The following is an 18,295-nucleotide window of genomic DNA, read 5'->3' as shown; positions in this document are numbered from 1 at the left end:
GTCATTCTCCCGCCCGGGACGGGCGCTTCACGCCCTCGATGTGAACATGACGATCGAGGTGACGGCGGCCGAGGTTGGTCAGCGTGCCGATCTTGACGGAGCCGGCCTCGACGACGGAGATCGCGCCCATGTTGCGCAGATACTCCATCTCGCCATGGATCCACGGCCGTTCCTGGTAGATGGCGAACCGCGCCAGTACGGGCTCCAGCATGCTGCTGTTGAGGCTCTCGTTGGTCTGTTCGCCAAGCGCCTTCAGGATGATGAGGCGGGCTTCCTCGCGCATGATTTTCATGTAGTCCATGGCAATTTCCATCATCTCTTGCTCGTCTGTGCCTGTTCAATCAGCAGTTCGTTCAGTCGTTCGTTGGTGGCTTCGATCGGCTTCAGCTTTTCATTGAGCGTGTCCAGCCGGCCGGTAATGCGCTCCATCGCCAGTTCCAGGCGATGGGCGGTAGACTTATCCGGCAGGTGCTTCAGCTCGCCCTCAAGCGACTGGATGCGCCGATCGTACTCGACGAGCTTGGACTCGGCCTTCGTCTGGCGCTCATCGAGCTTCTTCTCACCGGCTGACAGCATGGACTTGATGACCACGAGCAGATTGAGGGAGGACAAGATCAGGGCGATAATTGTGCCGGCATCTCTAACGTCGAAGTTCATCGGTTTCTCTTCTTCAGTTCGTATGCCGTCTGACAGGCAATGCACCTAATGGCAGAGGACATAGCCTCACGCCGCGCAGGCTCGATTTCATGTGGGCAGTCCTGACAGTCGAATCGACCCTCATGTGCCAATGCCAGGCGCACGCGGGTGATTGCCGCCTGTCGCTCCTTTTCTGCCAATTCCTCGGCAAGATCGAAGTTCCTATCGTTACCGTTCAAGGTGTAACCCCGTTGGCAGCGTCGATCGCGGCGACGGCGGCAGCGCGCCGCCGATCGCACGATACAATTTCCGTCCGGTCCGACGACGCCATGTTGAACACGGCAGCTTCGTCGGCTCGGTTGGTGACCGGGTCGACGGCAGGCTTCGGTGAGGTCTCGCACGGCTTGCGGGCCTCGGGCGGCACCTGGATGGTCGGTCGCGGCGCGATCGGCGTCACCTCGGGCGGCCCGTCAGTGCGGGAGCAAGCCGACGCGGTCGCCGCTAAGGCCACAACTGTCAGCGTTCGCCAAATGCGCATTCTTCACCTTCAGGTCGGCTAGAGTTTGCTGGTCGGCGAAGTTCTTCTCCGCGACATCAGCCTGAATTTTGAGGACGGTGGTCGCCTGATCTGCGGCCTTCTTGTTGATTTCGGCGTTGGCCTTCTCGATCTTGCCAATCCAGTAGGCGTCTCGCTCGTCCGCCTTCAGCTGGACGGCTGCAGTGATCATGCTGTCGACCTTTGCCGTTCGGAGGTAGTCGACGTAGAGCGCGGCGATCACGAGGACCGCCGCAACGATGATGACCACCACGAGCTTCGCGATCCGGGCCGTCATTGCACCTCTCCCTGATCGGCAGGATCCGCGCGAGCGTCATAGGAGGCTGGAGGGCGCGAAGCTGCCAGGGCGGCGGAGCGGAAGTCCATCGCCCCTGAAAACCGGTGAATGCCGAGCATCGATCCGATCAGCACGACCATGCTCGGGACCACGATCGAGGCGAGATCGACGGCCTTCTCTTTGCCCATAAGGCCGCCGGCGACGATCGAGAGGATGACAGCCCAAGCCAGCCAGAAGGCGAACCACATCTGCTGACGAGATGTGGAATAGCCGGGTTTTGGATGTTCAGGCTTCATTGTGAGACAGGCCTCCGGAGGCGGTGGCGCTGACGCGGCCGCCGACCTGCGCGCCGCCCGTCCTCGGCCAGCGGATCGCTACGCAACGGGATTTCTCGACATTCGATAGCTTGACGCTGTTGCCCTGGTTGCCGCCCAGGACAACGTAGCTGTCCTTGTTCTCGCCGGCATAAAGGCCGACGTGGCCGCCACCTGGGCGCTTGAAGACGAGGATCGCTCCGATCGCCGGCGCGGCATCAATGCCGAAATCCGCCCAGGCAAGTGCCGACAGCGGATTGGTCGGAATGCGCTCAGTCGGCAGCGTTACGCCGACGCAATGCGCCATGAACAGGCCGCACCAGGGCGTATCGTCGTTGGTGTAGAAGTTGGAAACCCAGCCACCCAGCGCCTTTGCCCAGCCGAGAATTACCTGATTGGATTTCGGGCCGGGGATTTCCTGCACGCCCATGAAACGGCGCGCCTCTCGCATCCAGATCGGATCGAGCGGCTTGGCGGGACCAAGGGTGAACTGGGAGGAACCTTCGCCGCCGGGGTTCTTGCGAAGCTCGTGGACCGTGGCATCGTTGGCGGTGCCTGTCTGATCGAGATTAACGGCCTTTTGAAAGGCCTTCAAAGCTTCTGTTACCGCGCGCGGATTGACGTCATTCAGTTTATAAAAGCCGAGCGCCTTCAGACGCTCGACCAGCCACTTATCGAAATCCATTTTGACCCAACATCAGTGATTTGCCCGATGCTGAGAATGGTCGATCGCCAAGGGATTATCCCTTGGCAACTACTTGCTATCGAAAGCCTTGAGATGGTCGAAGAGGGTAAGCTGGCGCTCGTTGCGCGGCTTCAGCCACTTGCGGACCGTTACGTCCGTCGCGCGCAGCTCACGCGCTATAGCCTGAATTTTCCAGCCTTTCGCAAACAGACGGCTGGCGGTCCACTCTTTGGCAAGCGGAACACGAAAGATATGACCGGAGCCGAGCTTGCTGGCAAGAGCCTTTACGTTGTCGACGCCAATCAGCTGCGCGGGACCGCCGCCGGGCTGAGGCCGATCGGAGAGATAGATCTGCGCGCCGCCGAACTCCAGGAAGAACTGGATTGCCAGATCTTCACCGAGCACGGACACATAGGCGGAAAGGTGAGCCGGTACTTTTTCAGCCATGAACACCCTCCGGCCGCTGGCCTCGGTAAATGACGATGTTCCGCAAGGTGTAGATCTTCGAGAACTGGCCATCCTTGTCGATCGAGCGGTAGACAAGACGGGCGGTCATCGTGCCGTCAGCCTTCTGCCAGACGCCAGAAGAGCTGGTGATCGTCATACGATCGCTCGGCACGTCGAGCCCAAAACCAGCTAGAAGACGCGGCGCAAGCTTCTCGAGCTCCGGCAGAGAGATGCTGACTTTCCAGTTGTTGCGGCGCTTCTTACCCATGTCGTTTCCCTCGGAGCCTGCCAATCAGGCGAAGTTGTTTCGTCGTCAGATCCCGGAGGTGCGCCTCCAGTTCGATCCGTCGTTCCGATCGCGGCCGCATGCGATCGATCCGGGCTTTCAGGTCGCGCCGCTGCTCCTCGAGCGCGGCAACGTCGTTTCGCTCCGGCCAGTCGAAAAGCGGCAATGCTGTATCGGCCGGAGCGGTTTTCATGTTCAGCCCTCAGGCTTCCAAAGGATCAGTCGGCCGTCGAAGAGGTCGACGCCTGGATGATTGGCGCGCCAAAAAAGCCCCATGTTTTCCCTGGCTGTCTTGGCAACACGCCCTTTCAGCTTCACCTGCAGCCGGTCCGGATGAAATCCGTCAAGGCAGGCGAACTCCTCGATCGCGTCGCGGTGAAGGATGATGCCATCCACCTCGATCGAGGCGATGATCTCGTTGAGGAGCTCGTTCAGCCGGATCCGGACCGGAACGATTGCGATGCAGACCTGATCGGCGATGATGCGCCGGCAGTGCTTCGTCCGCATGCCCTCGTAAAGCTGGATGGCCTCGCCAGGACGAACATGGCGGCCGCGATCGGCGCGAACGGTCTGGCGCTTGGTGCCGTCTTCGATCTGCGGCGAGAAGAATTTCTTGAAGCCGTAAGCCACCATCAGAGGTCTCCCTCCGCGACGATGACGCCGTCGACCCTCAGACCGGTCCGCATGGCAGCGAGGCGCGCCTCGGCGTCCCGCCACCCATACGCCCAAATGCTGAAGGCCCAGAACCTATCATCATGGCGATAAGACATGCCGAACCGACGCATGACGTGGCCGCCCTGGTCGAGCAGGATCGGCGCTGGCGAGGTTCGCAGGACGTTGTCGCGGATCAGACCGACGACATTGGGGTGCTGGCTATCGAGGTCGATCACGCAGCATCCTTTCCACCGGTGCGGATCCGCCGGCCGAGCTCGTTCATGACAACCTGCCAGTCTTTCGTGTCGCAGACCGCGACAGCCGCGTCGGTGAGCTGCAGCACAAGCTGATGGAACTCCCGCACGCTGTTCGCATGCGGATTGCCGCCGAGCTTCAGCCATTGGGCCCAGGCAACCTTGAAACCATCGGCGCGTGCATAGTCCGGAATGATCTCACTGTCGGACCAATCGACACCGCCCTGGCGTGCGATCCATGCCTTCAGTGCTTCGACTGCACGGCGGGCGTCGGCCGCGAACTTGAGGAAACGGACGTGCTCGAGGCCGGTTTGCCGTTCGACGAACTTGACCAGGGCAGCATCGTCGCGGTTCTGGACGATGCCGAGGTTCCAGGCCGAGATCCACAAGGCCTGCAGCTTGCCGGCATATTTGCCAGTCAGCTTCAGGCGACCGTCGGCCCGGCGCGCAGCGCGCTCAGGCTTGAAGCCGTCGCTCTCGAAGACCTTCAGCACCTTGCGGCGCTCGGCATCCGACATCAACTTGGTAGACGTCTTTCCGGTGATCACCTGCAGCTTGGCGCGGTATGTTTCGTCGTCCAGGCCGAGCTGCTTTTTGGCGACGTGGATCAAGGCGATCGAGTTCTTCATTCGCCTTCTCCCCTGTATGTCAGCTGAAGCGGAGGAGCGGGCAGCGCGAGAGGTGCGGTCTTGACCTTGGTTTCCTTTTTTGGGCGAGCCGCCTCCTTCTGCGCCTTCAGGATCCGCTCGAGGTCGTCAAGGAGATATCCAGCCTCGCTATGATCGGTGCTCTCGATCTCGACGCGGATCACGGTTTTGCCGGCCTTCGTAGCAGCGCTGTAGGATTTCAGGCGGCAAGGATCTTGGAAGTAGATGCCAGTCATTACGCATCCTTCTCTTTGGACGGTGGGTTCTCGGCCTGCGGTTCCTCCGTATTGACAAGGTGCGGAACCACCTTCCGGAGATCGACGCCACCTGTGGAACGGAGCGTCATGGAGCCGTTTTTATGAACGCGTATCGAAACCGACTTGCTGGATTTCTTAGCCATCGACGGCGGCCTCCGAAGCTGGAGCAGCTGGAAGCGGCATCCAGTGGGTGAAATCATTGCTCTCGTAGAGATCGAAAACGAAACCGCGCTCGTCGGTCTCGTTCAGGTCGTCATGGACGACGTCGAAATAATCTGCCCAAACGAAGGCGTTCTGCTCCGCGCCCCACTGGACGACCAGCACTCTCTCCCATCGACCGAGGGTGCATTTCGGACGAATTGCGATAAGCGGCGTGCCATCTCTGGGAGCCGTCTCGATCGGAAGCCAGCCGCCCTGTGATGGAATAACCACCTGCGGCAATGGTGAATGCTTCGGTTTTGACGCCTGTTTGGCGCGGATTTGCTCGACCTTCGTCCAGACACGCGACAGCTCTGTTTCCGCCGCTTCGTGCATGTCGAGTTCGTTTGCGAGGCAGAGAGCGGCGAGCGTCACCATGACGCCGCCGACTTCCTGGGCAGGTTCGCCAATTGCTCGGCCGAAGACGTAATCGACGAGCTGGTAAGCCTCGTCGGCGGTGCAGCCGGTCGATTGGACGAGTTCAAGAGCCTCTTCGAGGAAGCGGTGGTTTCGCTCCAATCGATCGCCTGCGATCATTTCGCCGAAGCATTCCATCATCCACGGCTGCACACGGTCCTGGAACGATGCGGCTTGAAGTGTCGTCGGTGCTGGTCCTTGGCAGTTGGCACACACCGCCGAAAATCCGCCGGTGAAGAAGGGACCAATACGGCCGTCGCCGCCACAGGCTACGCAATTTGGATTGCTCATTTGTATTGAACTCCCGCGTCGTCGAGAATGGCGTCAGCAAGCCCATCGTCGGCGATGCGCTCGATCAGCAGGCACATGAGGGCATCAACAGTGAGCTGCCGCGCTGCAGCTGCTGCGCGGAGCTTCTGGCGGTACTCGAAATGAACGGCGACAGGAGCCGCCGTCTGGTTTCGACGTTCGCCACGGTCACGCTGGATTGCATCGGCTGAGCTGAGCAACCCATGGACCTTCTTCCGGTCGATGCCCAAACGGTTGGCGATCTCGGCATTGCCGATGCCTTGCCCCTTTAGCGCCAATGCTGCGGCGGTACGGCTTGGGTAGCCGAGTGCAGGAATAGGCGCGCTCATGAAAGTGCCCTCGCCATTTCGCCAGCAATGCGGCTGACGTTGATCTCGGTCATGACGATGGTGCCGGCTTCGTCTTCCGCCGTGACGCGGGCGAAGGACATGCCGTCGTGTGCAACGACGTCGAAACCTTCCTGACGGTAGGCATCGATCATCACGCGTTCATAGTCAGCGGCGGTCCATGATGTATTCTTTCTCATGCCGCACCTGCCTTGATGAGGGCGTGGGTAACGTCCTCATTCAGCTGCTCGGCTGCGATGTTGGATGGGGCCGGGCAAACGGTGGTCGGCTCGATCGCGCGGCCGATCTCAGTCGAGAACTGAGAACCGCACGCAAAGCTGACAGTCTTGGAGCCGTTTCGGCTCGACGAGCCTTCACGGGATGCGCCGCAAGCAGGGCAACGCGTGAGCGCTTCCAGCTTGCCGACACGGGCTTGAGTGAGCTGATCCATCACGCATCTCCCTTCAGAACGGCACCGGCGAGGAGAAGGCCGACGAACAGGAACCAGCCCCAGCCATTCTTGCCCTGGTAAGCAAGGTAGGCGGCGGCACCTACAGAAATCGCGGAAGGGACCAGCAGCAGAATTTCAACGTAATCCTTCATGGGTCACCTCAAGCCTTGGCGATGTCGATGGTGACAGGCTCGAAATCGTCCTGCTGGCTACGTCGACGATAGAACCGGACGTACTCTTTCGAACCTGTCACGCGGATAGAATCGCGGATCGCCTCCATCGCCTTCAGCCAGCGCTCATCCTTGATATCGAGCTTCAGCAGCATGAACACGTCCGAGCGGTTCACCTGACCTTCCTTGTCGGTGTTGAAAGCGCGCATAATGATCGACTGGATCTCCTCGCGGCTGTCAGCGGCCCACTCGACGAGGCAGGTGTCGATCAGCGACTTGGCGATCTGCAGCTCCGGGCCGAAGGTGATCTGATCGGAGACCTGCAGCTTGATCTGCAGCAAGCCGTCATAGGTCGAATATGTGCGGTTGCCCTTCTTGCCGCCGATCTTCGTGCTGTATTTCTCGGCGAGGAGCTCATCCAGGGCGAGCAGGTCGGCGGCCGTGTGGCCCTTGAACCGGCCGATCTGCGCGCTGAGGCTTTCGGCAAAACCGAAGATGCTGCGGACGGTCTCGTCCTCGAGCTTATGCTGAGGCTTGACGACGGACACCGGATCGTAGCCGCCCTTGGCGTTGATCATGAAGGTGTTGCCGTTGACTTCAATGGTGCCGGGTTTTGCGCCGTCGGCGATGATGACAGAGTCCATTTCACTGGCCTTTCAAAGAGTGTTCAAAGCGGGATTAAGCGGCGCTGCCGCCGTCGAACGGCGATGGCGTGCGGGCTGGGAACGCGACGACGTTGCTGTTCGGGCGCATGGCTTCGAGGATGACGACTGTGCCGGGGGTCAGCAGCTGCGCCCGATCGGCGGCCGCGCGGCGGTTCCATTCGTCGGCGCTAAGGGCGCTCTCCAGATCGAGCGAGTGCTGCAGGATGCCATCGACTTCCTGGATGACACCTTCCAGTGCCTCGTCGGTGAGGACGACGCCGCCGTGACGGTTATCGGCGAGCCAGCGGCGCATCTTGCGAAGGCGATCGGATACGTAGTGCAGTTCGGTACCATTACGGGTCATTCAATCTCTCCTGACGGTTGAGCGATGGAAATTCGGCTGTGAGGGCATTGGGTGCGGCAGGCGCGATACATCTGCGCCCGCAGCGATGACGTGACGACGGCCGGCTTGGCCTGCCATTCGAGGCAGACGTTGCGGGCAATCTCTCCGAGGATCGGGCACACGATGGTTTCAGCCATCAGAGCGCCGCGAACCATTTCCCGCACGCGGCTGAGGTCGCCGCGATACGAATTCGAAAGCACCTGGCTGACGGTGGCAGCTGAATAATCCAGCTGCTTGGCGACAGCGCTCTGGCTCGAAAGCATGCAAGCCTCGGCGAGCACGACGACCCAATCCGGGGCGTCTCCCCATGCAGCAATAGCCTTTGCCTTGTGATCGACGGCCGGGCGGCCTGCCTGAGGTCCACGGTTCACGTGCGATCCTCCTCTGCGATGACCGAGCCGATGATCACACCCTTGTTCTGGTCGTAGACAAGGTTGGCGTTATGGATCCGCGGTGCTTTTGGTCCGGTGTTGGCGCTCCCCAGGAGCATGAAGACATGCCAGGATTTACCCGGCTTGCCCTCGCGGACCACGCGGAGGAGGCCAGCTCGATGGAGCTTCGCCACATACTTCTTGGCGTTGGCGAGGCTCACCTGGACATCATCAGTGCTGGCCGCGACGGCGAGATCCGCGATGGTGAAACCGCCGTGAGCCCGGCGCATGGCGTTCCACATGTTCTGACGGCCGGCGCCGACGTTGCTGAGATCGCCGTTGCGCGCGATGATCGGGCAATCGCGCTGACGCTTGAGGAGCCGGTAACGTATTGGCCGCCCTTCGATCCGCTCGATGTAGCCGCCCTTGATCATCTTGTTGAAGAAGGTGCGCAGTGCGCCTTCCTGATAGGGATCGCCGGCATTGTCGACCTCGTCGAACGTGACTGTCTCGCCATTGGCGGTCTTGTCGAGCATGACGCTCCAGAACCATTCGCTTCCGTGGCGAACCGGCTTTGCACCGGCCACCTCGAGCTTGAGAACAAACGGCATCAGCGTACTCCCCGACGAGGAGCCTGACCGGTGAAGATCGAGCCGTTATACGTCTGAAGGCTGACGGTATCCGTGCCTTGGGCCTTGGCGGACTGGGCGACCGCCGCAAGCGTGGTAACGATGCGCGATGCCGTCCCCTTGGTCTTGTCGACGATCGCCGCCAGGAGGTCATCCTGGACCGTCATCCATGGGTGATAGATCTTCGCGAGCGCTCGGGCATCGTCGATGTCGGACGGCTGAGCCATGCCGAAAGAACTGACGCGGTTCTGGCAGCGCTCGTAAGCTTCCAGCTTTTGCGGAAGCTTCTCTTCGCCGACGAGAAGGACCGGAATGCGGGCACCCTTGTAGATGTCACGCACCAGCTCGATCATTCCCTTGTCGACCAGTTTGTCAGCCTCGTCGATAATCAGGAGGCGGTTCGGATCGTCCTGCAGGAGACGAAGAGCCTGTTGCATCATCGCCGCGATGGTGCCTTTAGGCTTTTCGACGCCGAGTTCGCCGAGCAGCATTTCGCAGAAAGTCTTCCGGCTCCAATAGTCGAAGACTTCGAGATAGAGCGCGTTGCACTTGTTCTGAATGAACATGCTGGCGCGGCTCTTCCCATACCCTGAGTGGCCGTAAAACAGGCCGAGACCATCGACACCTTCAGGTCGGTTGATGATCTCCAGCGCCACGGTATAGGCCGCGACGACGTTCTTGAGCGGGGCCACCGAGCCGAAACCGGTGTTGACACCCTGTGCTCTTGCATTCATGATTCACCTCGTGATGTTGACTTTTTCCAGTGCCCGCCGGCTGCAACCGGCGGGTATTTTCTTTTTCAGGTACGCAGTCCCGGAGCCTGATCTCCGAATTCTTCCCAAAGCCCGCGATGGGTTTTGTATTCAGTGCTCTCCCTGTAGGAGCCGAACCAAACGACCTTCTCCGGATCGACAGGTTCGCCATTCTCAAGCGCCCGCTCGATCGCCTGCGCCTTCCAGAACTTCTGCGCTGGCGTGGCTTCGGTGCGGATCGGGCGGACATTCTCAGTTGCCGGCATCGGCGCGAGCTCGGCCTCGACGCGAGCCATCATCGCGGACACGCGGGCATCGAAAGCCATGAACTCGTCGCGATCGATGACGCCGTCTGAGGCGTTGGCAGCGTCGAGCGCGGCAGCGATCTGCGGCGTGCTGTGGACCTCTTCGCGCTTCGGCAGAGCGATGACGTTCGGGACGTCGCGTGCGGCAACTTCTAGCGCCTTGTCGATCAGCGGCTTGCCCTTGACGATCTTGCTGATTTCCGCGCGGATCGGGTCGATGCGTTCCTTGATCAGCTGCGCGTTCAGTTCCTTGCGGGCGCGCTCGAAGGTCTGTGGATGAATGCCTGAAAGCTCGGGGCAGATTGCCTCGCCAAGGTAATCCGACTGGTTGAGGCTGAAGACCAGGACGCGGCCGGCATCATTCGGATCGCACCGCACGAATACGTCGGTGCCGGGCATCAGACTTGCCGACCGGTAGTGGTTGCCATCGATCTGGATGCCGAACTTGGTGACGCGGCGGCGGCCGTTCGAGCCGGCGACCGGCATCAACAACACGTCCAGCGCGCGCTCCGAAACCGTACGGACTGTCTCCATCGACCGGGCGGCGACATTGAATGGCGTCTGCCTGTTCAAGCCCTCGTGCTGGCTGTGCTGGTAATCGTCCAGGCACCAGCGGTCGGATTTCTCCTGCAGTTGCGCCGCCGAGAGCTGCACATTGAAGGCCTCTGCCGTGTCCTGGCCGAGGCGCTCGGCGAAGCTCTTACGGTCCTCGATCGCCTTGCGGTCGGTAACGGAGTGGCCAACATAACCGGGCAGCAGCTGCACAAACTGATGCTGATAGGTCTTGATTGCACGCTCAACGTGGCCCTTTTGAGCGGGCGTGTAGGCGTCCGAAACGTCGGGCTCGATGCCGAGGTTCGTGAACAGCCGTTTGGTCTCGTGCGCAACGAAGTCCGAACCGTTATCGGTCTTGATGACGCGCGGTGTTCCGAAGGCAAGGATCGCCTTGCGGATCAGCATGCCGACGGCCGAGGCGCGCGGTGTCTTCGAGACGTAAAGCACAAAACGACGGGTGGCGATGTCGATGCACACATAGATCGAGTGGCGGCCATCGGTGCAAAGCGCATCCACCGGCGAGGCATCGATCTGCCAAAGCTCGTTCGGCGTCGTGATATGCGAATACATGCCGGTGCCCGATGGCAGCATCGTCGAGCGGAACTTGTCCGGGTTGGTGAGCTTCAGCAGCTCGACCTTGTGCGTTTCCTTCAGCCCCTTCAGGACGTGCTGGAAGGTGCGGACCGGCGGCATTTCGATGGCCTTTCCAACGCCCTTTGAAACGACGGTGATGGTGTCGCCGAACTCGGCGCGGCAGAGCTTGCGGACCTGAGCGGCCGACAGATGCGGTTGATGCGCAATGAGGGCCAGCATATGGCCGCGAACACGACCACCCTCGGCATTGTCGAGGATGCCAGTACCGGCGCGCGCCTGTCCGCGATCGACAGCAAGTTTGTCGGTCTCCGCGCACCGCTTGGCGCTCAGCCAGCGATAGAGCGTGCGCCGGCCGAAGCTTGGAACAAGTTCCTTCACCCAGTCGTCGATCTTGATAAAGCCGGTTTCGTAGCGATCGGAGAACAGTTGGATGCAGGCCTGCTGGTTCAGGCTCAGGCCGCGCGAGAACTTTTCGTAGGCCGCAAGAATTGCCAAGCGGGCGTCGCGCTCACGGGTGCCCCGAGCCGTTAAAGACGGTCCGTCAGTCGATGTCGTCGGGGCCGCAGTTTCATCGCCTACACTGACGTACCGCTGGAAGTACGCGATCTGTGCTAAGGATGGCAGAATGCGGAAATGATACTCGGCACCACCGCCACGGCCCTTTCTGGCTCGAGTATAGGTCGGATGTGATCCCCAATACTCACGGTCGGCATAGAGCTGAATGCCGCGTTCAGTATCGGGCATCATCGGAAGCCGTTCTTCGGCAATTTCCCGTGCGGTCAGCCACTCTTTCATGCGCGGCGTCCCGACATGATGCGCGCGAGGATCTTCCTGGCTTCTTCGATCGAAATCAGGTCTCCGAGGACCGCATTTAGCTTGCGGAGTTCGACGAGTAGACGTCGGCCCTGGCTACGCTCGGCCTGATACCAGATGCAGGCGCCCGTTGCGGTTACGGCCCAAACGCCGAAGAAAACAACGATCGGCCAGAACATGTCGGAATGTCCCGTCATTGTGCAATCCATGAGATAAGGTTGAGAGTGATCGCGATCTCGGCCCAGTAAACCGCGCTCAAAACGAAGAGCGAGATCGCCGTAAACGCGGCTATGTCCTGCAGAAAATCCTTCAACGCCTTGCCCTCCATTCCGCATCAGCGGCATTGGCTTCCCTTTCGAGCTGGTCCCTCAGCTCCCTGGCTCTCTCGCGCTTCAAGAGCGCTTCGTATTTCTTCGGAATGACGATGAAGCCGGCCTCTTCGAGCAGCACGTTGAGTGCGCGCACGTCCTCGGTGACGGTAACCAGCGCAGCCAATCGGACAGCGGAAATCGAGTGCTGCTCACGGGCTTGGCTGGCGTAGGCATCCAGCGTTGTCTTCGAGATCGGCGACTTCGTGAGGTCCGTCATGGCCGCCGCGATTTCGTCTCGCGACATGCCACTTTCTTCCATCGTGCGCGCGACGGCCTTAGACAGCTTGCCAGACAGGGAGTAGGCCTTGACCTCGTCGATGTCGAAACGCTCGACGACAGGCTGCGGCGAATAATCCCTGAACAGATCAACTGTGAAAGTGTCGCGCTTGCGGGCCATTACTTGCCCTTCTTTGCCTGCCAGCGTGCAATCGCTGGCTCATTCAGGTCAAAGAAACGGTCCTGTTCCGGCTCTGCGATGCGTGCAAACTGCTCGGAGAACTTTTCCCAAGCTGCCTGGACGTGGCGTGGACGCTCATCGAGAGCCGCGATGGCGTCGGCAACGCTCGAGGCCTTGCCGCCGAGGATTAGATCAAGGATCGCGGCCTGCCTTGCGGTTGCTTGAGCAGCAAGCGCCATCAGTTCGGCCTGATTGTTGGAAATCGGCTCGAGCGCAATTCGGTCGCGCTGCAGGGCGTCGATCGAGGCTATCTTCAGGGCGCGAAACACACCGGCCCTGGAGACACCGAGAAACGCTTGTGCGGCGTCGGAGAAGCTGGCCGCAAACTGACCACTGGCGGCCATCAAATCGGTATCAGATGAATTGAGTATCAGGTTGATACCTAATTCCCCGCGTGCGGTAGCTGCCGGCTTGCGACCCGGCTTGATGCCCGGCTGAGCCGCGCGGTAGATCTCGCACCAGTCGGCGATATCGACACTGCGCTCGAGGACGGAAAGCTCGCGCCGCGCCATGTTTTCGGAGATCGAGACGAGCCGGATCGCCGCGCCAGAGGCGAAGTCTTCGCGGCGCTTGACCTCTGCCTTGATCTCGGAGCGACCGAGATAGGCGATCGCATCAAGGCGAAGCGCACCAAAGATCAGCTGGTAGCTGTCGCCATCGATCAGAACTTCGATCGGCTGGCGGTGGCCGTGGACGTCGATGTTCTCAGCCATCGCCTGGATGGCGGCCTGAGAATGCTTGCGATGGTTCGCAGTCCGGGTGACTTGCGCAACCGGGATCATGAAGGAGGTGAGGCTGTCGGCTGTGACGGCAGCGGCGGCCGATCCGATTGACTGAATCATCACGCAACGCTCCGAAGAGTGTCAGTGGAAACACCGCCGTTTTGACTCGCGTTGCAACTCTTGTTGCTGCTAGTCTTCTCCTGGTCATGACGACCACGAGTGTAGCTGTCTGGGAACATCTCGCGGAACGGTACGCCCAAGGCTGTAGCGATAGCTTCAGCACCAGGGCGGCTCGCGCCGATAATGCCCTGCCTGCAAGCGCTCGCGTACAGTCCAGCATCCTTGGCTATTCCGGTCAGAGTTTTGTTCTGCCGTAACAGCTCGGTTTTGATGGCTGCGCGATCCCACTTCTTTGTGGTCGTCATGGTTGCTCCCTGCTTTTTGACCTCTTCCGAAGGTCGATTGGTGGTCGGGTAGGTGTTCAAACAATGTTGCAACGATATTCGCAATATAGTGCTCAGCAGTCAAGCACCAAAGGCCGAAAACGGCGTTCGGTGTTCCGATTTCAAGCTCTTTGGTGCGAATTTGGCTTTTGTGCAGCGAAAACAACGGCTTGAATTGTGGATTTACCCTCGCGGTAAAGTCCGAAATTTATTCGGAGTTAGGCCTATATGCCGCACGATCTGTTCGTAGAGCGCCTTAAAGAGCTAATTGGAGAAGGGAGTGCGAACGCATTTGCCAAGGAGGTCGAGATTGGCGAGAGTTTGATTCGCAAGTATCTCGCCGGGGGCACGCCAGGACTGGATAAGGCCGTCCAAATCGCGAAAAAGAAGAACGTTAGCTTGGATTGGCTCGTCGGTGACTACGAACGAACGACCCCAGTGACGCGTCCTTCCGCCGAGCTGCCTTCGAGTTTCTCATTAGTGCCTCGCCTCGATATCCGGGCATCTGCGGGTGCCGGGACACTGGCTTACGGAGAGGACCCGCTGGACTACTTGGCCTTCCAGACAGAATGGTTGCGGGCCAAGGGTATAAATCCTGTGGCGGCAAGGGTTTTGACCGCTCGTGGTGACAGTATGGAGGAGACGATCCGCGACGGCGACGCATTGCTGGTGGACACCAGTATAAATCGCATTAAGGACAACGCGATTTACATCGTGGTCTACGGCGACATGGTCCTCGTTAAGCGGGTGCATGCGCGGATCAATGGCTCAATGCAGCTTATCAGCGACAATCCACGGTATCCTCCAGAGGAAATTTCGCCGGGTGAGAGCGACTTACTAAATATAGCTGGGCGTGTCATGTGGTACGGCCGGTCCATTTAAGCTGGGGATGTTCATCTTGTTCAGACGTTTATTTTCTGTAGCCGCGCTACTTACTTTGGCGGGATGCAATACCGTGCCTTCCGAACCTGACTTCGTCGCGTCATTTTCTGGGAATTACAAGGCAATCGCGGATTGCGCTTACCTGACCTTTCGCGACATGGATCACTGGAGGCGCCAGGACCTCGATACCATGAGTAAGGTCGAATTCTCGTTCGGTAATGGTACTTCAACAGCAGGGCGAATCTTCATACAGGCAGACGGGGCCGGGCGAACCAAGGTCGTTTCGTACGTCCAGTCCGCAGTATGGGGCAAAGACTACTGGGCAAAGCGTTATCGGCCCATATTTGCCGGATGTGCGAGCTGATTCATGCTTAGACCACTGATTCTACTAATCGTTCTGACCGGGCCTGCTTTGGCCTCGGAGCAGAACGACTTACCCACCAAGAGTTGGCAGGATCTTGTTCGCGCGAAAGTCTGGGCAGATCGATGCGCCCTGGATATAAATCCGGCCACCACCAAATGGCTCGACAACATGTTCGCAACAATGTCCGAGGCGGATGTGGGGGCGACGTCAGACGATGCAGATCGGTCGTTCGACGAGGTGCAGGGACGAGGTGCAGCTCACGTCGTATCTTTCTGCATCGATCTTCGCGCCAAATTTCTCAAGGATGGCTGGCTTTAGCTGACGGGCGCAGTTTGCCATTCGATCTTGCGCGCCATCATCTCGGTTAAAATGAGCTTCCGCCGCGACAATGCCTGCTGCTTAGGGCTTTCGCCGCTCGCTCCCGCCTAATCCCACATAATCCCGGATACGCCATCTGATCTTGCGGGTTACAACTCGGACGGGGCGCTAGAAATCACCTCGATAGAGTAAAAAATATGGTGCCTTCCAGCACCCCGTTCGGCGGTTTATGAACGCAACTCCGGTCTCTCTGCCTTCTCGCCCAACTTCGCGACGAGACCATGTGTGCCTCACAGGCACGTCCGGGCACAACTCGGGCCCGTCTTGCGACGGAACCCGCCGTCACCGGAGGGAGACCATTTTCTGCGAACCCCGGATGAGAGAGCTTGCGTCCTCCTCAAACACCCAGCGCCGACCCCACCTCGCCGGCACGCCTGCCGGTGTATCCGTGGTGGGGTGAGGGGATGATGGCATGGGTGGGGAGGGTGGGGGAAATTTTTGTGGCTGAGCGATTGACAATACTGGTCGAAATGAGCTGCCTTTCCTCGCTGGGACCGCAGATTCTTCTTCTTTTTTGAGCTTAGATTTTATTGGTCGATCTTGGAGAAGACCAGATCGATGTTGTTCATCGATTGAACATCGATGTTTATGTTGCCGCTTTTTATGCCTCTTCTCATTTTGGCGAGCGGGGACATGGAAAATGTAAAATCCTCTGCCTTCATCAAAGCGTTCTCTAGTAAAGCAACGTCATCATTGAATGATGGAGAACCCGTTGAAGCCGAAATAAGGCAGTGAATCGCCGCAATGGTGACGGACATCGGCGTCCCTGCTCGTGGCTGCAAAGCACTCATGAAATGCAACGCGCCAGTGAAGTCTGATGATATGAAGCAAGATATAGCTTTATTCACTTGGGAAAACGGTCGTGACGCGCCATTGTCCTGTGCCTGCGAATACAACTCGAAAGCGCTCACTCCATCGCCACTTTCGACAAGTGCATTCGCTCTTTTAGTGAGTTCATTAGGGTCGTCGCCACCCTTTGATGACTCGTCGGCGCTGTTCTCAGCAACCGCTCCTTCAAGAAACTGTTCCTGAAGTCTTTGCGCAACCAGGTCGTCAGGGACCAATTCGAGTGCAAGATCAATGTCAGCAAGAGCGCCTTTGCGGTCGCCAGATAGAAATTTTGCACGTGCTCGTCCAAGATATAGTGTATGCATATTAGGAGATAAGTTAACTTTTTCGTTATATAGTATTATTGCCTCCTTGTATTTCTTTGAGCGCACCAATGCAGCAACAGGCTCCTCTGGCTCTGATGTGCTCTTTGATATATTTTCACGAGTTACTTCATTTTGAAGCTGATCATCAATCTGTTTCTTTAATCGTGCATCTTCGTCTTGGATAGACTGAAATTCTCGATCGGCGATTTCGAGCAATCCCGCCAAGGCTATGAATTTTCTTTCTAGTGATCGAGGAACGTCAGATTGATTCTTATACTGAATGTCGTGTTCTATCTCTGCCCAGGCGTGCTGAAGCACCGTTCTTATTTGAATTTCGCATATTAACCCTTTGTATTTTGTGTTTTCTGAGAGGGAAACTCTGTTTTCGGGGAATTGTACTAAGTAGTGTATACTTTGGTATCCAAATTTTCCTTCTCTGTATCTCTCTTCCCCTACGTCTCTTTTTTCAACTATATCGAAATTTGAAGTGATAAATTTGTCGACTTTATCCAGGTCTCGTAATGTATACGTGATAATTCGAACGCCAGCTAAATCGGTTATATCTGTAAGGGGGAAGTTGTATTTCTTGTCGTCCCCGCTTCCTTTCGATGATTTCTTAATGAAGCTTTCAATATTTTTCGCTCTCGCTGATATATTTTGGAAGTATATCCCATTCTCATCGAATGATTCGACAATAATTCTCTTTGTTTCTTCGCAAAACTTTTCGTAACGCGGTCTCACTTCCGCATACTGTTCAGCTAAGGTAACTCTTAGTTGATCATTTCCCACCGGCTTCCTCCATAGATAACGATTGCAAATCTAGGGTTGCAGCTAGGCGGATGTCAATAAAGTATTCTTCTTCGAATGATAGATAAAAACTATGTCGTTGGAGCGCTCTCGGAGTAAGATGAGCGAGTATCATCTTAAAGGTGGATAATTTCACTTGGTTGCGATTAATGCCATGCTAGGGAGCGTTCCGCCTTTGCAAGTCGACCGGCCACCGCTGCGCCGCATGGAAAACCGCAATGATCTCGACGTGCCCGGCGTTGAGCCGATAGGCGACGATGTAGGGAATATCCGCCAGAGCCAGTTCCCGCGTGCCGGCTATGCGGCCGGGACGTCCCAGGTCAGGCTGATCACGCAGGAGATCGATGGCGGCGGCAAGTCGGGCGATGACGCGTTGAGCGGCAGCGGGGTTATCCTGCCCAATCCATTCACCGATGTGCCTTAGATTGCCGAGCGCGCGCCTCGTGTAACGGATTGGCGGCATCAGGCGCCGCGTGTCGTAACGCCATACTTGGCGAAAACCGCGTTCACCTCATCCTCGCTCGCAAATTCTCCCCGTTCGGCTTCCGCGAGACCGGCCTCGATTTCGGCCAGCTGCCATTCCTCGCGGGCGAGAAAATCCTCGATCGCATCGGCGGCGACGCTGTCCGCCGGCTTCGACAGCTTGTCGGCCAGGCGGTCGAGGCGAGCGGCGGTTTCTTCGGGAAGATGGACGGTAATCGCGTTCATGGAGAACCTCCGGTTCAGGCGATTATGGGAGTTTGGTAAGTGGCGTCAAGCTGGCGCCA

At 58.4% G+C, this 18,295-nt stretch carries 33 protein-coding genes; 2 read left to right on the top strand and 31 right to left on the bottom strand.

Annotated elements, in window-relative coordinates; all coding sequences use genetic code 11:
* Window position 1: 1 nt before the first annotated feature.
* The 28 genes from ACODTZ_RS12540 to ACODTZ_RS12405 form a co-directional block, all read right to left on the bottom strand.
* Window positions 2-301 carry a VpaChn25_0724 family phage protein gene (locus tag ACODTZ_RS12540; RefSeq protein WP_489026082.1) on the bottom strand — a complete coding sequence of 100 codons (300 nt, stop codon included), beginning with the start codon at window positions 299-301 and terminating at the stop codon, window positions 2-4.
* 11 nt (window positions 302-312) lie between these two features.
* Window positions 313-657: a DUF2730 family protein gene (locus ACODTZ_RS12535; RefSeq protein ID WP_489026080.1), complete on the bottom strand. Its 345-nt coding sequence runs from the start codon at window positions 655-657 to the stop codon at window positions 313-315.
* Window positions 654-800, bottom strand: coding sequence for a TraR/DksA C4-type zinc finger protein (locus tag ACODTZ_RS12530; protein ID WP_489026228.1), 147 nt, complete (start codon window positions 798-800; stop codon window positions 654-656). The genes ACODTZ_RS12535 and ACODTZ_RS12530 overlap by 4 nt, the downstream gene beginning before the upstream one ends.
* 71 nt (window positions 801-871) lie before the next feature.
* Window positions 872-1,093 (bottom strand): hypothetical protein, encoded by a 222-nt coding sequence (locus ACODTZ_RS12525; RefSeq protein WP_489026078.1) that lies wholly within the window; start codon window positions 1,091-1,093, stop codon window positions 872-874.
* A gap of 13 nt (window positions 1,094-1,106) precedes the next feature.
* Complete coding sequence (locus tag ACODTZ_RS12520; protein WP_489026076.1) at window positions 1,107-1,469, bottom strand: hypothetical protein; 363 nt, start codon at window positions 1,467-1,469, stop codon at window positions 1,107-1,109.
* Complete coding sequence (locus tag ACODTZ_RS12515; protein ID WP_489026074.1) at window positions 1,466-1,765, bottom strand: NAD(P)+ transhydrogenase beta chain; 300 nt, start codon at window positions 1,763-1,765, stop codon at window positions 1,466-1,468. The genes ACODTZ_RS12520 and ACODTZ_RS12515 overlap by 4 nt, the downstream gene beginning before the upstream one ends.
* A complete protein-coding gene (locus ACODTZ_RS12510) occupies window positions 1,755-2,468 on the bottom strand; it encodes a TIGR02594 family protein (RefSeq protein WP_489026072.1) in 714 nt (237 codons plus the stop codon). Before ACODTZ_RS12510 ends, ACODTZ_RS12515 begins: the two co-directional genes overlap by 11 nt.
* 69 nt (window positions 2,469-2,537) lie before the next feature.
* Window positions 2,538-2,915, bottom strand: coding sequence for a helix-turn-helix domain-containing protein (locus ACODTZ_RS12505; RefSeq protein WP_489026070.1), 378 nt, complete (start codon window positions 2,913-2,915; stop codon window positions 2,538-2,540).
* A complete protein-coding gene (locus tag ACODTZ_RS12500; protein WP_489026068.1) occupies window positions 2,908-3,183 on the bottom strand; it encodes a hypothetical protein in 276 nt (91 codons plus the stop codon). Before ACODTZ_RS12500 ends, ACODTZ_RS12505 begins: the two co-directional genes overlap by 8 nt.
* Window positions 3,184-3,396: 213 nt before the next feature.
* A complete protein-coding gene (locus tag ACODTZ_RS12495) occupies window positions 3,397-3,834 on the bottom strand; it encodes an ASCH domain-containing protein (protein WP_489026066.1) in 438 nt (145 codons plus the stop codon).
* On the bottom strand, window positions 3,834-4,091 hold the full coding sequence (locus ACODTZ_RS12490) for a hypothetical protein (RefSeq protein WP_489026064.1): 258 nt from the start codon (window positions 4,089-4,091) through the stop codon (window positions 3,834-3,836). Before ACODTZ_RS12490 ends, ACODTZ_RS12495 begins: the two co-directional genes overlap by 1 nt.
* Window positions 4,088-4,738, bottom strand: coding sequence for a gp16 family protein (locus tag ACODTZ_RS12485; RefSeq protein WP_489026062.1), 651 nt, complete (start codon window positions 4,736-4,738; stop codon window positions 4,088-4,090). The genes ACODTZ_RS12490 and ACODTZ_RS12485 overlap by 4 nt, the downstream gene beginning before the upstream one ends.
* Window positions 4,735-4,992 (bottom strand): hypothetical protein, encoded by a 258-nt coding sequence (locus ACODTZ_RS12480; protein WP_489026060.1) that lies wholly within the window; start codon window positions 4,990-4,992, stop codon window positions 4,735-4,737. The genes ACODTZ_RS12485 and ACODTZ_RS12480 overlap by 4 nt, the downstream gene beginning before the upstream one ends.
* A gap of 156 nt (window positions 4,993-5,148) precedes the next feature.
* The gene (locus ACODTZ_RS12475; RefSeq protein ID WP_489026058.1) at window positions 5,149-5,919 is read right to left on the bottom strand and encodes a DUF551 domain-containing protein; all 771 of its coding nucleotides are present in this window, start codon (window positions 5,917-5,919) and stop codon (window positions 5,149-5,151) included.
* Window positions 5,916-6,266 (bottom strand): hypothetical protein, encoded by a 351-nt coding sequence (locus ACODTZ_RS12470; protein ID WP_489026056.1) that lies wholly within the window; start codon window positions 6,264-6,266, stop codon window positions 5,916-5,918. The genes ACODTZ_RS12475 and ACODTZ_RS12470 overlap by 4 nt, the downstream gene beginning before the upstream one ends.
* A complete protein-coding gene (locus ACODTZ_RS12465) occupies window positions 6,263-6,463 on the bottom strand; it encodes a hypothetical protein (protein WP_489026054.1) in 201 nt (66 codons plus the stop codon). Before ACODTZ_RS12465 ends, ACODTZ_RS12470 begins: the two co-directional genes overlap by 4 nt.
* The gene (locus ACODTZ_RS12460; protein ID WP_489026052.1) at window positions 6,460-6,714 is read right to left on the bottom strand and encodes a hypothetical protein; all 255 of its coding nucleotides are present in this window, start codon (window positions 6,712-6,714) and stop codon (window positions 6,460-6,462) included. Before ACODTZ_RS12460 ends, ACODTZ_RS12465 begins: the two co-directional genes overlap by 4 nt.
* Complete coding sequence (locus ACODTZ_RS12455; protein WP_489026050.1) at window positions 6,714-6,866, bottom strand: hypothetical protein; 153 nt, start codon at window positions 6,864-6,866, stop codon at window positions 6,714-6,716. The genes ACODTZ_RS12460 and ACODTZ_RS12455 overlap by 1 nt, the downstream gene beginning before the upstream one ends.
* Window positions 6,867-6,874: 8 nt before the next feature.
* Entirely contained in the window at window positions 6,875-7,528 is a 654-nt protein-coding gene (locus ACODTZ_RS12450) for a DUF3164 family protein (RefSeq protein WP_489026048.1), read from the bottom strand.
* 34 nt (window positions 7,529-7,562) lie between these two features.
* Window positions 7,563-7,892, bottom strand: a complete 330-nt coding sequence (locus ACODTZ_RS12445; RefSeq protein ID WP_489026046.1) for a hypothetical protein — start codon at window positions 7,890-7,892, stop codon at window positions 7,563-7,565.
* Entirely contained in the window at window positions 7,889-8,302 is a 414-nt protein-coding gene (locus ACODTZ_RS12440; protein ID WP_489026044.1) for a transcriptional regulator, read from the bottom strand. The genes ACODTZ_RS12445 and ACODTZ_RS12440 overlap by 4 nt, the downstream gene beginning before the upstream one ends.
* Entirely contained in the window at window positions 8,299-8,913 is a 615-nt protein-coding gene (locus tag ACODTZ_RS12435) for a hypothetical protein (RefSeq protein WP_489026042.1), read from the bottom strand. Before ACODTZ_RS12435 ends, ACODTZ_RS12440 begins: the two co-directional genes overlap by 4 nt.
* Complete coding sequence (locus tag ACODTZ_RS12430) at window positions 8,913-9,665, bottom strand: AAA family ATPase (protein WP_489026041.1); 753 nt, start codon at window positions 9,663-9,665, stop codon at window positions 8,913-8,915. The genes ACODTZ_RS12435 and ACODTZ_RS12430 overlap by 1 nt, the downstream gene beginning before the upstream one ends.
* A gap of 65 nt (window positions 9,666-9,730) precedes the next feature.
* On the bottom strand, window positions 9,731-11,932 hold the full coding sequence (locus ACODTZ_RS12425) for a DDE-type integrase/transposase/recombinase (protein WP_489026040.1): 2,202 nt from the start codon (window positions 11,930-11,932) through the stop codon (window positions 9,731-9,733).
* Window positions 11,929-12,147 carry a hypothetical protein gene (locus ACODTZ_RS12420; RefSeq protein ID WP_489026038.1) on the bottom strand — a complete coding sequence of 73 codons (219 nt, stop codon included), beginning with the start codon at window positions 12,145-12,147 and terminating at the stop codon, window positions 11,929-11,931. The genes ACODTZ_RS12425 and ACODTZ_RS12420 overlap by 4 nt, the downstream gene beginning before the upstream one ends.
* Window positions 12,148-12,259: 112 nt before the next feature.
* Window positions 12,260-12,718: a hypothetical protein gene (locus ACODTZ_RS12415; RefSeq protein ID WP_489026037.1), complete on the bottom strand. Its 459-nt coding sequence runs from the start codon at window positions 12,716-12,718 to the stop codon at window positions 12,260-12,262.
* A complete protein-coding gene (locus ACODTZ_RS12410; protein ID WP_489026036.1) occupies window positions 12,718-13,620 on the bottom strand; it encodes a ParB/RepB/Spo0J family partition protein in 903 nt (300 codons plus the stop codon). Before ACODTZ_RS12410 ends, ACODTZ_RS12415 begins: the two co-directional genes overlap by 1 nt.
* Window positions 13,620-13,925, bottom strand: coding sequence for a helix-turn-helix domain-containing protein (locus tag ACODTZ_RS12405; RefSeq protein ID WP_489026034.1), 306 nt, complete (start codon window positions 13,923-13,925; stop codon window positions 13,620-13,622). Before ACODTZ_RS12405 ends, ACODTZ_RS12410 begins: the two co-directional genes overlap by 1 nt.
* 246 nt (window positions 13,926-14,171) lie before the next feature.
* Here ACODTZ_RS12405 and ACODTZ_RS12400 point away from each other — a divergent pair, with 246 nt between their 5' ends.
* Together ACODTZ_RS12400 and ACODTZ_RS12395 are read left to right on the top strand one after the other, a co-directional pair.
* On the top strand, window positions 14,172-14,825 hold the full coding sequence (locus tag ACODTZ_RS12400) for a LexA family transcriptional regulator (RefSeq protein ID WP_489026033.1): 654 nt from the start codon (window positions 14,172-14,174) through the stop codon (window positions 14,823-14,825).
* Window positions 14,826-15,192: 367 nt separating this feature from the next.
* Window positions 15,193-15,507, top strand: a complete 315-nt coding sequence (locus tag ACODTZ_RS12395; protein ID WP_489026032.1) for a hypothetical protein — start codon at window positions 15,193-15,195, stop codon at window positions 15,505-15,507.
* A gap of 587 nt (window positions 15,508-16,094) precedes the next feature.
* Here the strand turns inward: ACODTZ_RS12395 and ACODTZ_RS12390 are convergent.
* From ACODTZ_RS12390 to ACODTZ_RS12380, 3 genes are all read right to left on the bottom strand, one after another.
* Window positions 16,095-17,510, bottom strand: coding sequence for a hypothetical protein (locus ACODTZ_RS12390; protein ID WP_489026031.1), 1,416 nt, complete (start codon window positions 17,508-17,510; stop codon window positions 16,095-16,097).
* Window positions 17,511-17,685: 175 nt separating this feature from the next.
* Complete coding sequence (locus ACODTZ_RS12385; RefSeq protein ID WP_489026030.1) at window positions 17,686-17,991, bottom strand: type II toxin-antitoxin system RelE/ParE family toxin; 306 nt, start codon at window positions 17,989-17,991, stop codon at window positions 17,686-17,688.
* Window positions 17,991-18,236 (bottom strand): CopG family ribbon-helix-helix protein, encoded by a 246-nt coding sequence (locus ACODTZ_RS12380; protein WP_489026029.1) that lies wholly within the window; start codon window positions 18,234-18,236, stop codon window positions 17,991-17,993. The genes ACODTZ_RS12385 and ACODTZ_RS12380 overlap by 1 nt, the downstream gene beginning before the upstream one ends.
* Window positions 18,237-18,295 lie beyond the last annotated feature (59 nt).

The sequence above is a fragment of the Rhizobium sp. FG113 genome (assembly GCF_057809895.1).
This window is presented reverse-complemented; position numbering and strand designations above follow the sequence as displayed.

Coding starts and splice junctions, on each gene's coding strand:
- ACODTZ_RS12540 (WP_489026082.1), bottom strand. CDS start 301: ATGGACTACATGAAAATCATGCGCGAGGAAGCCCGCCTCATCATCCTG.
- ACODTZ_RS12385 (WP_489026030.1), bottom strand. CDS start 17,991: ATGCCGCCAATCCGTTACACGAGGCGCGCGCTCGGCAATCTAAGGCAC.
- ACODTZ_RS12480 (WP_489026060.1), bottom strand. CDS start 4,992: ATGACTGGCATCTACTTCCAAGATCCTTGCCGCCTGAAATCCTACAGC.
- ACODTZ_RS12410 (WP_489026036.1), bottom strand. CDS start 13,620: ATGATTCAGTCAATCGGATCGGCCGCCGCTGCCGTCACAGCCGACAGC.
- ACODTZ_RS12475 (WP_489026058.1), bottom strand. CDS start 5,919: ATGAGCAATCCAAATTGCGTAGCCTGTGGCGGCGACGGCCGTATTGGT.
- ACODTZ_RS12445 (WP_489026046.1), bottom strand. CDS start 7,892: ATGACCCGTAATGGTACCGAACTGCACTACGTATCCGATCGCCTTCGC.
- ACODTZ_RS12450 (WP_489026048.1), bottom strand. CDS start 7,528: ATGGACTCTGTCATCATCGCCGACGGCGCAAAACCCGGCACCATTGAA.
- ACODTZ_RS12425 (WP_489026040.1), bottom strand. CDS start 11,932: ATGAAAGAGTGGCTGACCGCACGGGAAATTGCCGAAGAACGGCTTCCG.
- ACODTZ_RS12485 (WP_489026062.1), bottom strand. CDS start 4,738: ATGAAGAACTCGATCGCCTTGATCCACGTCGCCAAAAAGCAGCTCGGC.
- ACODTZ_RS12395 (WP_489026032.1), top strand. CDS start 15,193: ATGCTTAGACCACTGATTCTACTAATCGTTCTGACCGGGCCTGCTTTG.
- ACODTZ_RS12470 (WP_489026056.1), bottom strand. CDS start 6,266: ATGAGCGCGCCTATTCCTGCACTCGGCTACCCAAGCCGTACCGCCGCA.
- ACODTZ_RS12420 (WP_489026038.1), bottom strand. CDS start 12,147: ATGACGGGACATTCCGACATGTTCTGGCCGATCGTTGTTTTCTTCGGC.
- ACODTZ_RS12510 (WP_489026072.1), bottom strand. CDS start 2,468: ATGGATTTCGATAAGTGGCTGGTCGAGCGTCTGAAGGCGCTCGGCTTT.
- ACODTZ_RS12400 (WP_489026033.1), top strand. CDS start 14,172: ATGCCGCACGATCTGTTCGTAGAGCGCCTTAAAGAGCTAATTGGAGAA.
- ACODTZ_RS12505 (WP_489026070.1), bottom strand. CDS start 2,915: ATGGCTGAAAAAGTACCGGCTCACCTTTCCGCCTATGTGTCCGTGCTC.
- ACODTZ_RS12435 (WP_489026042.1), bottom strand. CDS start 8,913: ATGCCGTTTGTTCTCAAGCTCGAGGTGGCCGGTGCAAAGCCGGTTCGC.
- ACODTZ_RS12535 (WP_489026080.1), bottom strand. CDS start 657: ATGAACTTCGACGTTAGAGATGCCGGCACAATTATCGCCCTGATCTTG.
- ACODTZ_RS12520 (WP_489026076.1), bottom strand. CDS start 1,469: ATGACGGCCCGGATCGCGAAGCTCGTGGTGGTCATCATCGTTGCGGCG.
- ACODTZ_RS12405 (WP_489026034.1), bottom strand. CDS start 13,925: ATGACGACCACAAAGAAGTGGGATCGCGCAGCCATCAAAACCGAGCTG.
- ACODTZ_RS12495 (WP_489026066.1), bottom strand. CDS start 3,834: ATGGTGGCTTACGGCTTCAAGAAATTCTTCTCGCCGCAGATCGAAGAC.
- ACODTZ_RS12515 (WP_489026074.1), bottom strand. CDS start 1,765: ATGAAGCCTGAACATCCAAAACCCGGCTATTCCACATCTCGTCAGCAG.
- ACODTZ_RS12380 (WP_489026029.1), bottom strand. CDS start 18,236: ATGAACGCGATTACCGTCCATCTTCCCGAAGAAACCGCCGCTCGCCTC.
- ACODTZ_RS12415 (WP_489026037.1), bottom strand. CDS start 12,718: ATGGCCCGCAAGCGCGACACTTTCACAGTTGATCTGTTCAGGGATTAT.
- ACODTZ_RS12465 (WP_489026054.1), bottom strand. CDS start 6,463: ATGAGAAAGAATACATCATGGACCGCCGCTGACTATGAACGCGTGATG.
- ACODTZ_RS12500 (WP_489026068.1), bottom strand. CDS start 3,183: ATGGGTAAGAAGCGCCGCAACAACTGGAAAGTCAGCATCTCTCTGCCG.
- ACODTZ_RS12430 (WP_489026041.1), bottom strand. CDS start 9,665: ATGAATGCAAGAGCACAGGGTGTCAACACCGGTTTCGGCTCGGTGGCC.
- ACODTZ_RS12455 (WP_489026050.1), bottom strand. CDS start 6,866: ATGAAGGATTACGTTGAAATTCTGCTGCTGGTCCCTTCCGCGATTTCT.
- ACODTZ_RS12460 (WP_489026052.1), bottom strand. CDS start 6,714: ATGGATCAGCTCACTCAAGCCCGTGTCGGCAAGCTGGAAGCGCTCACG.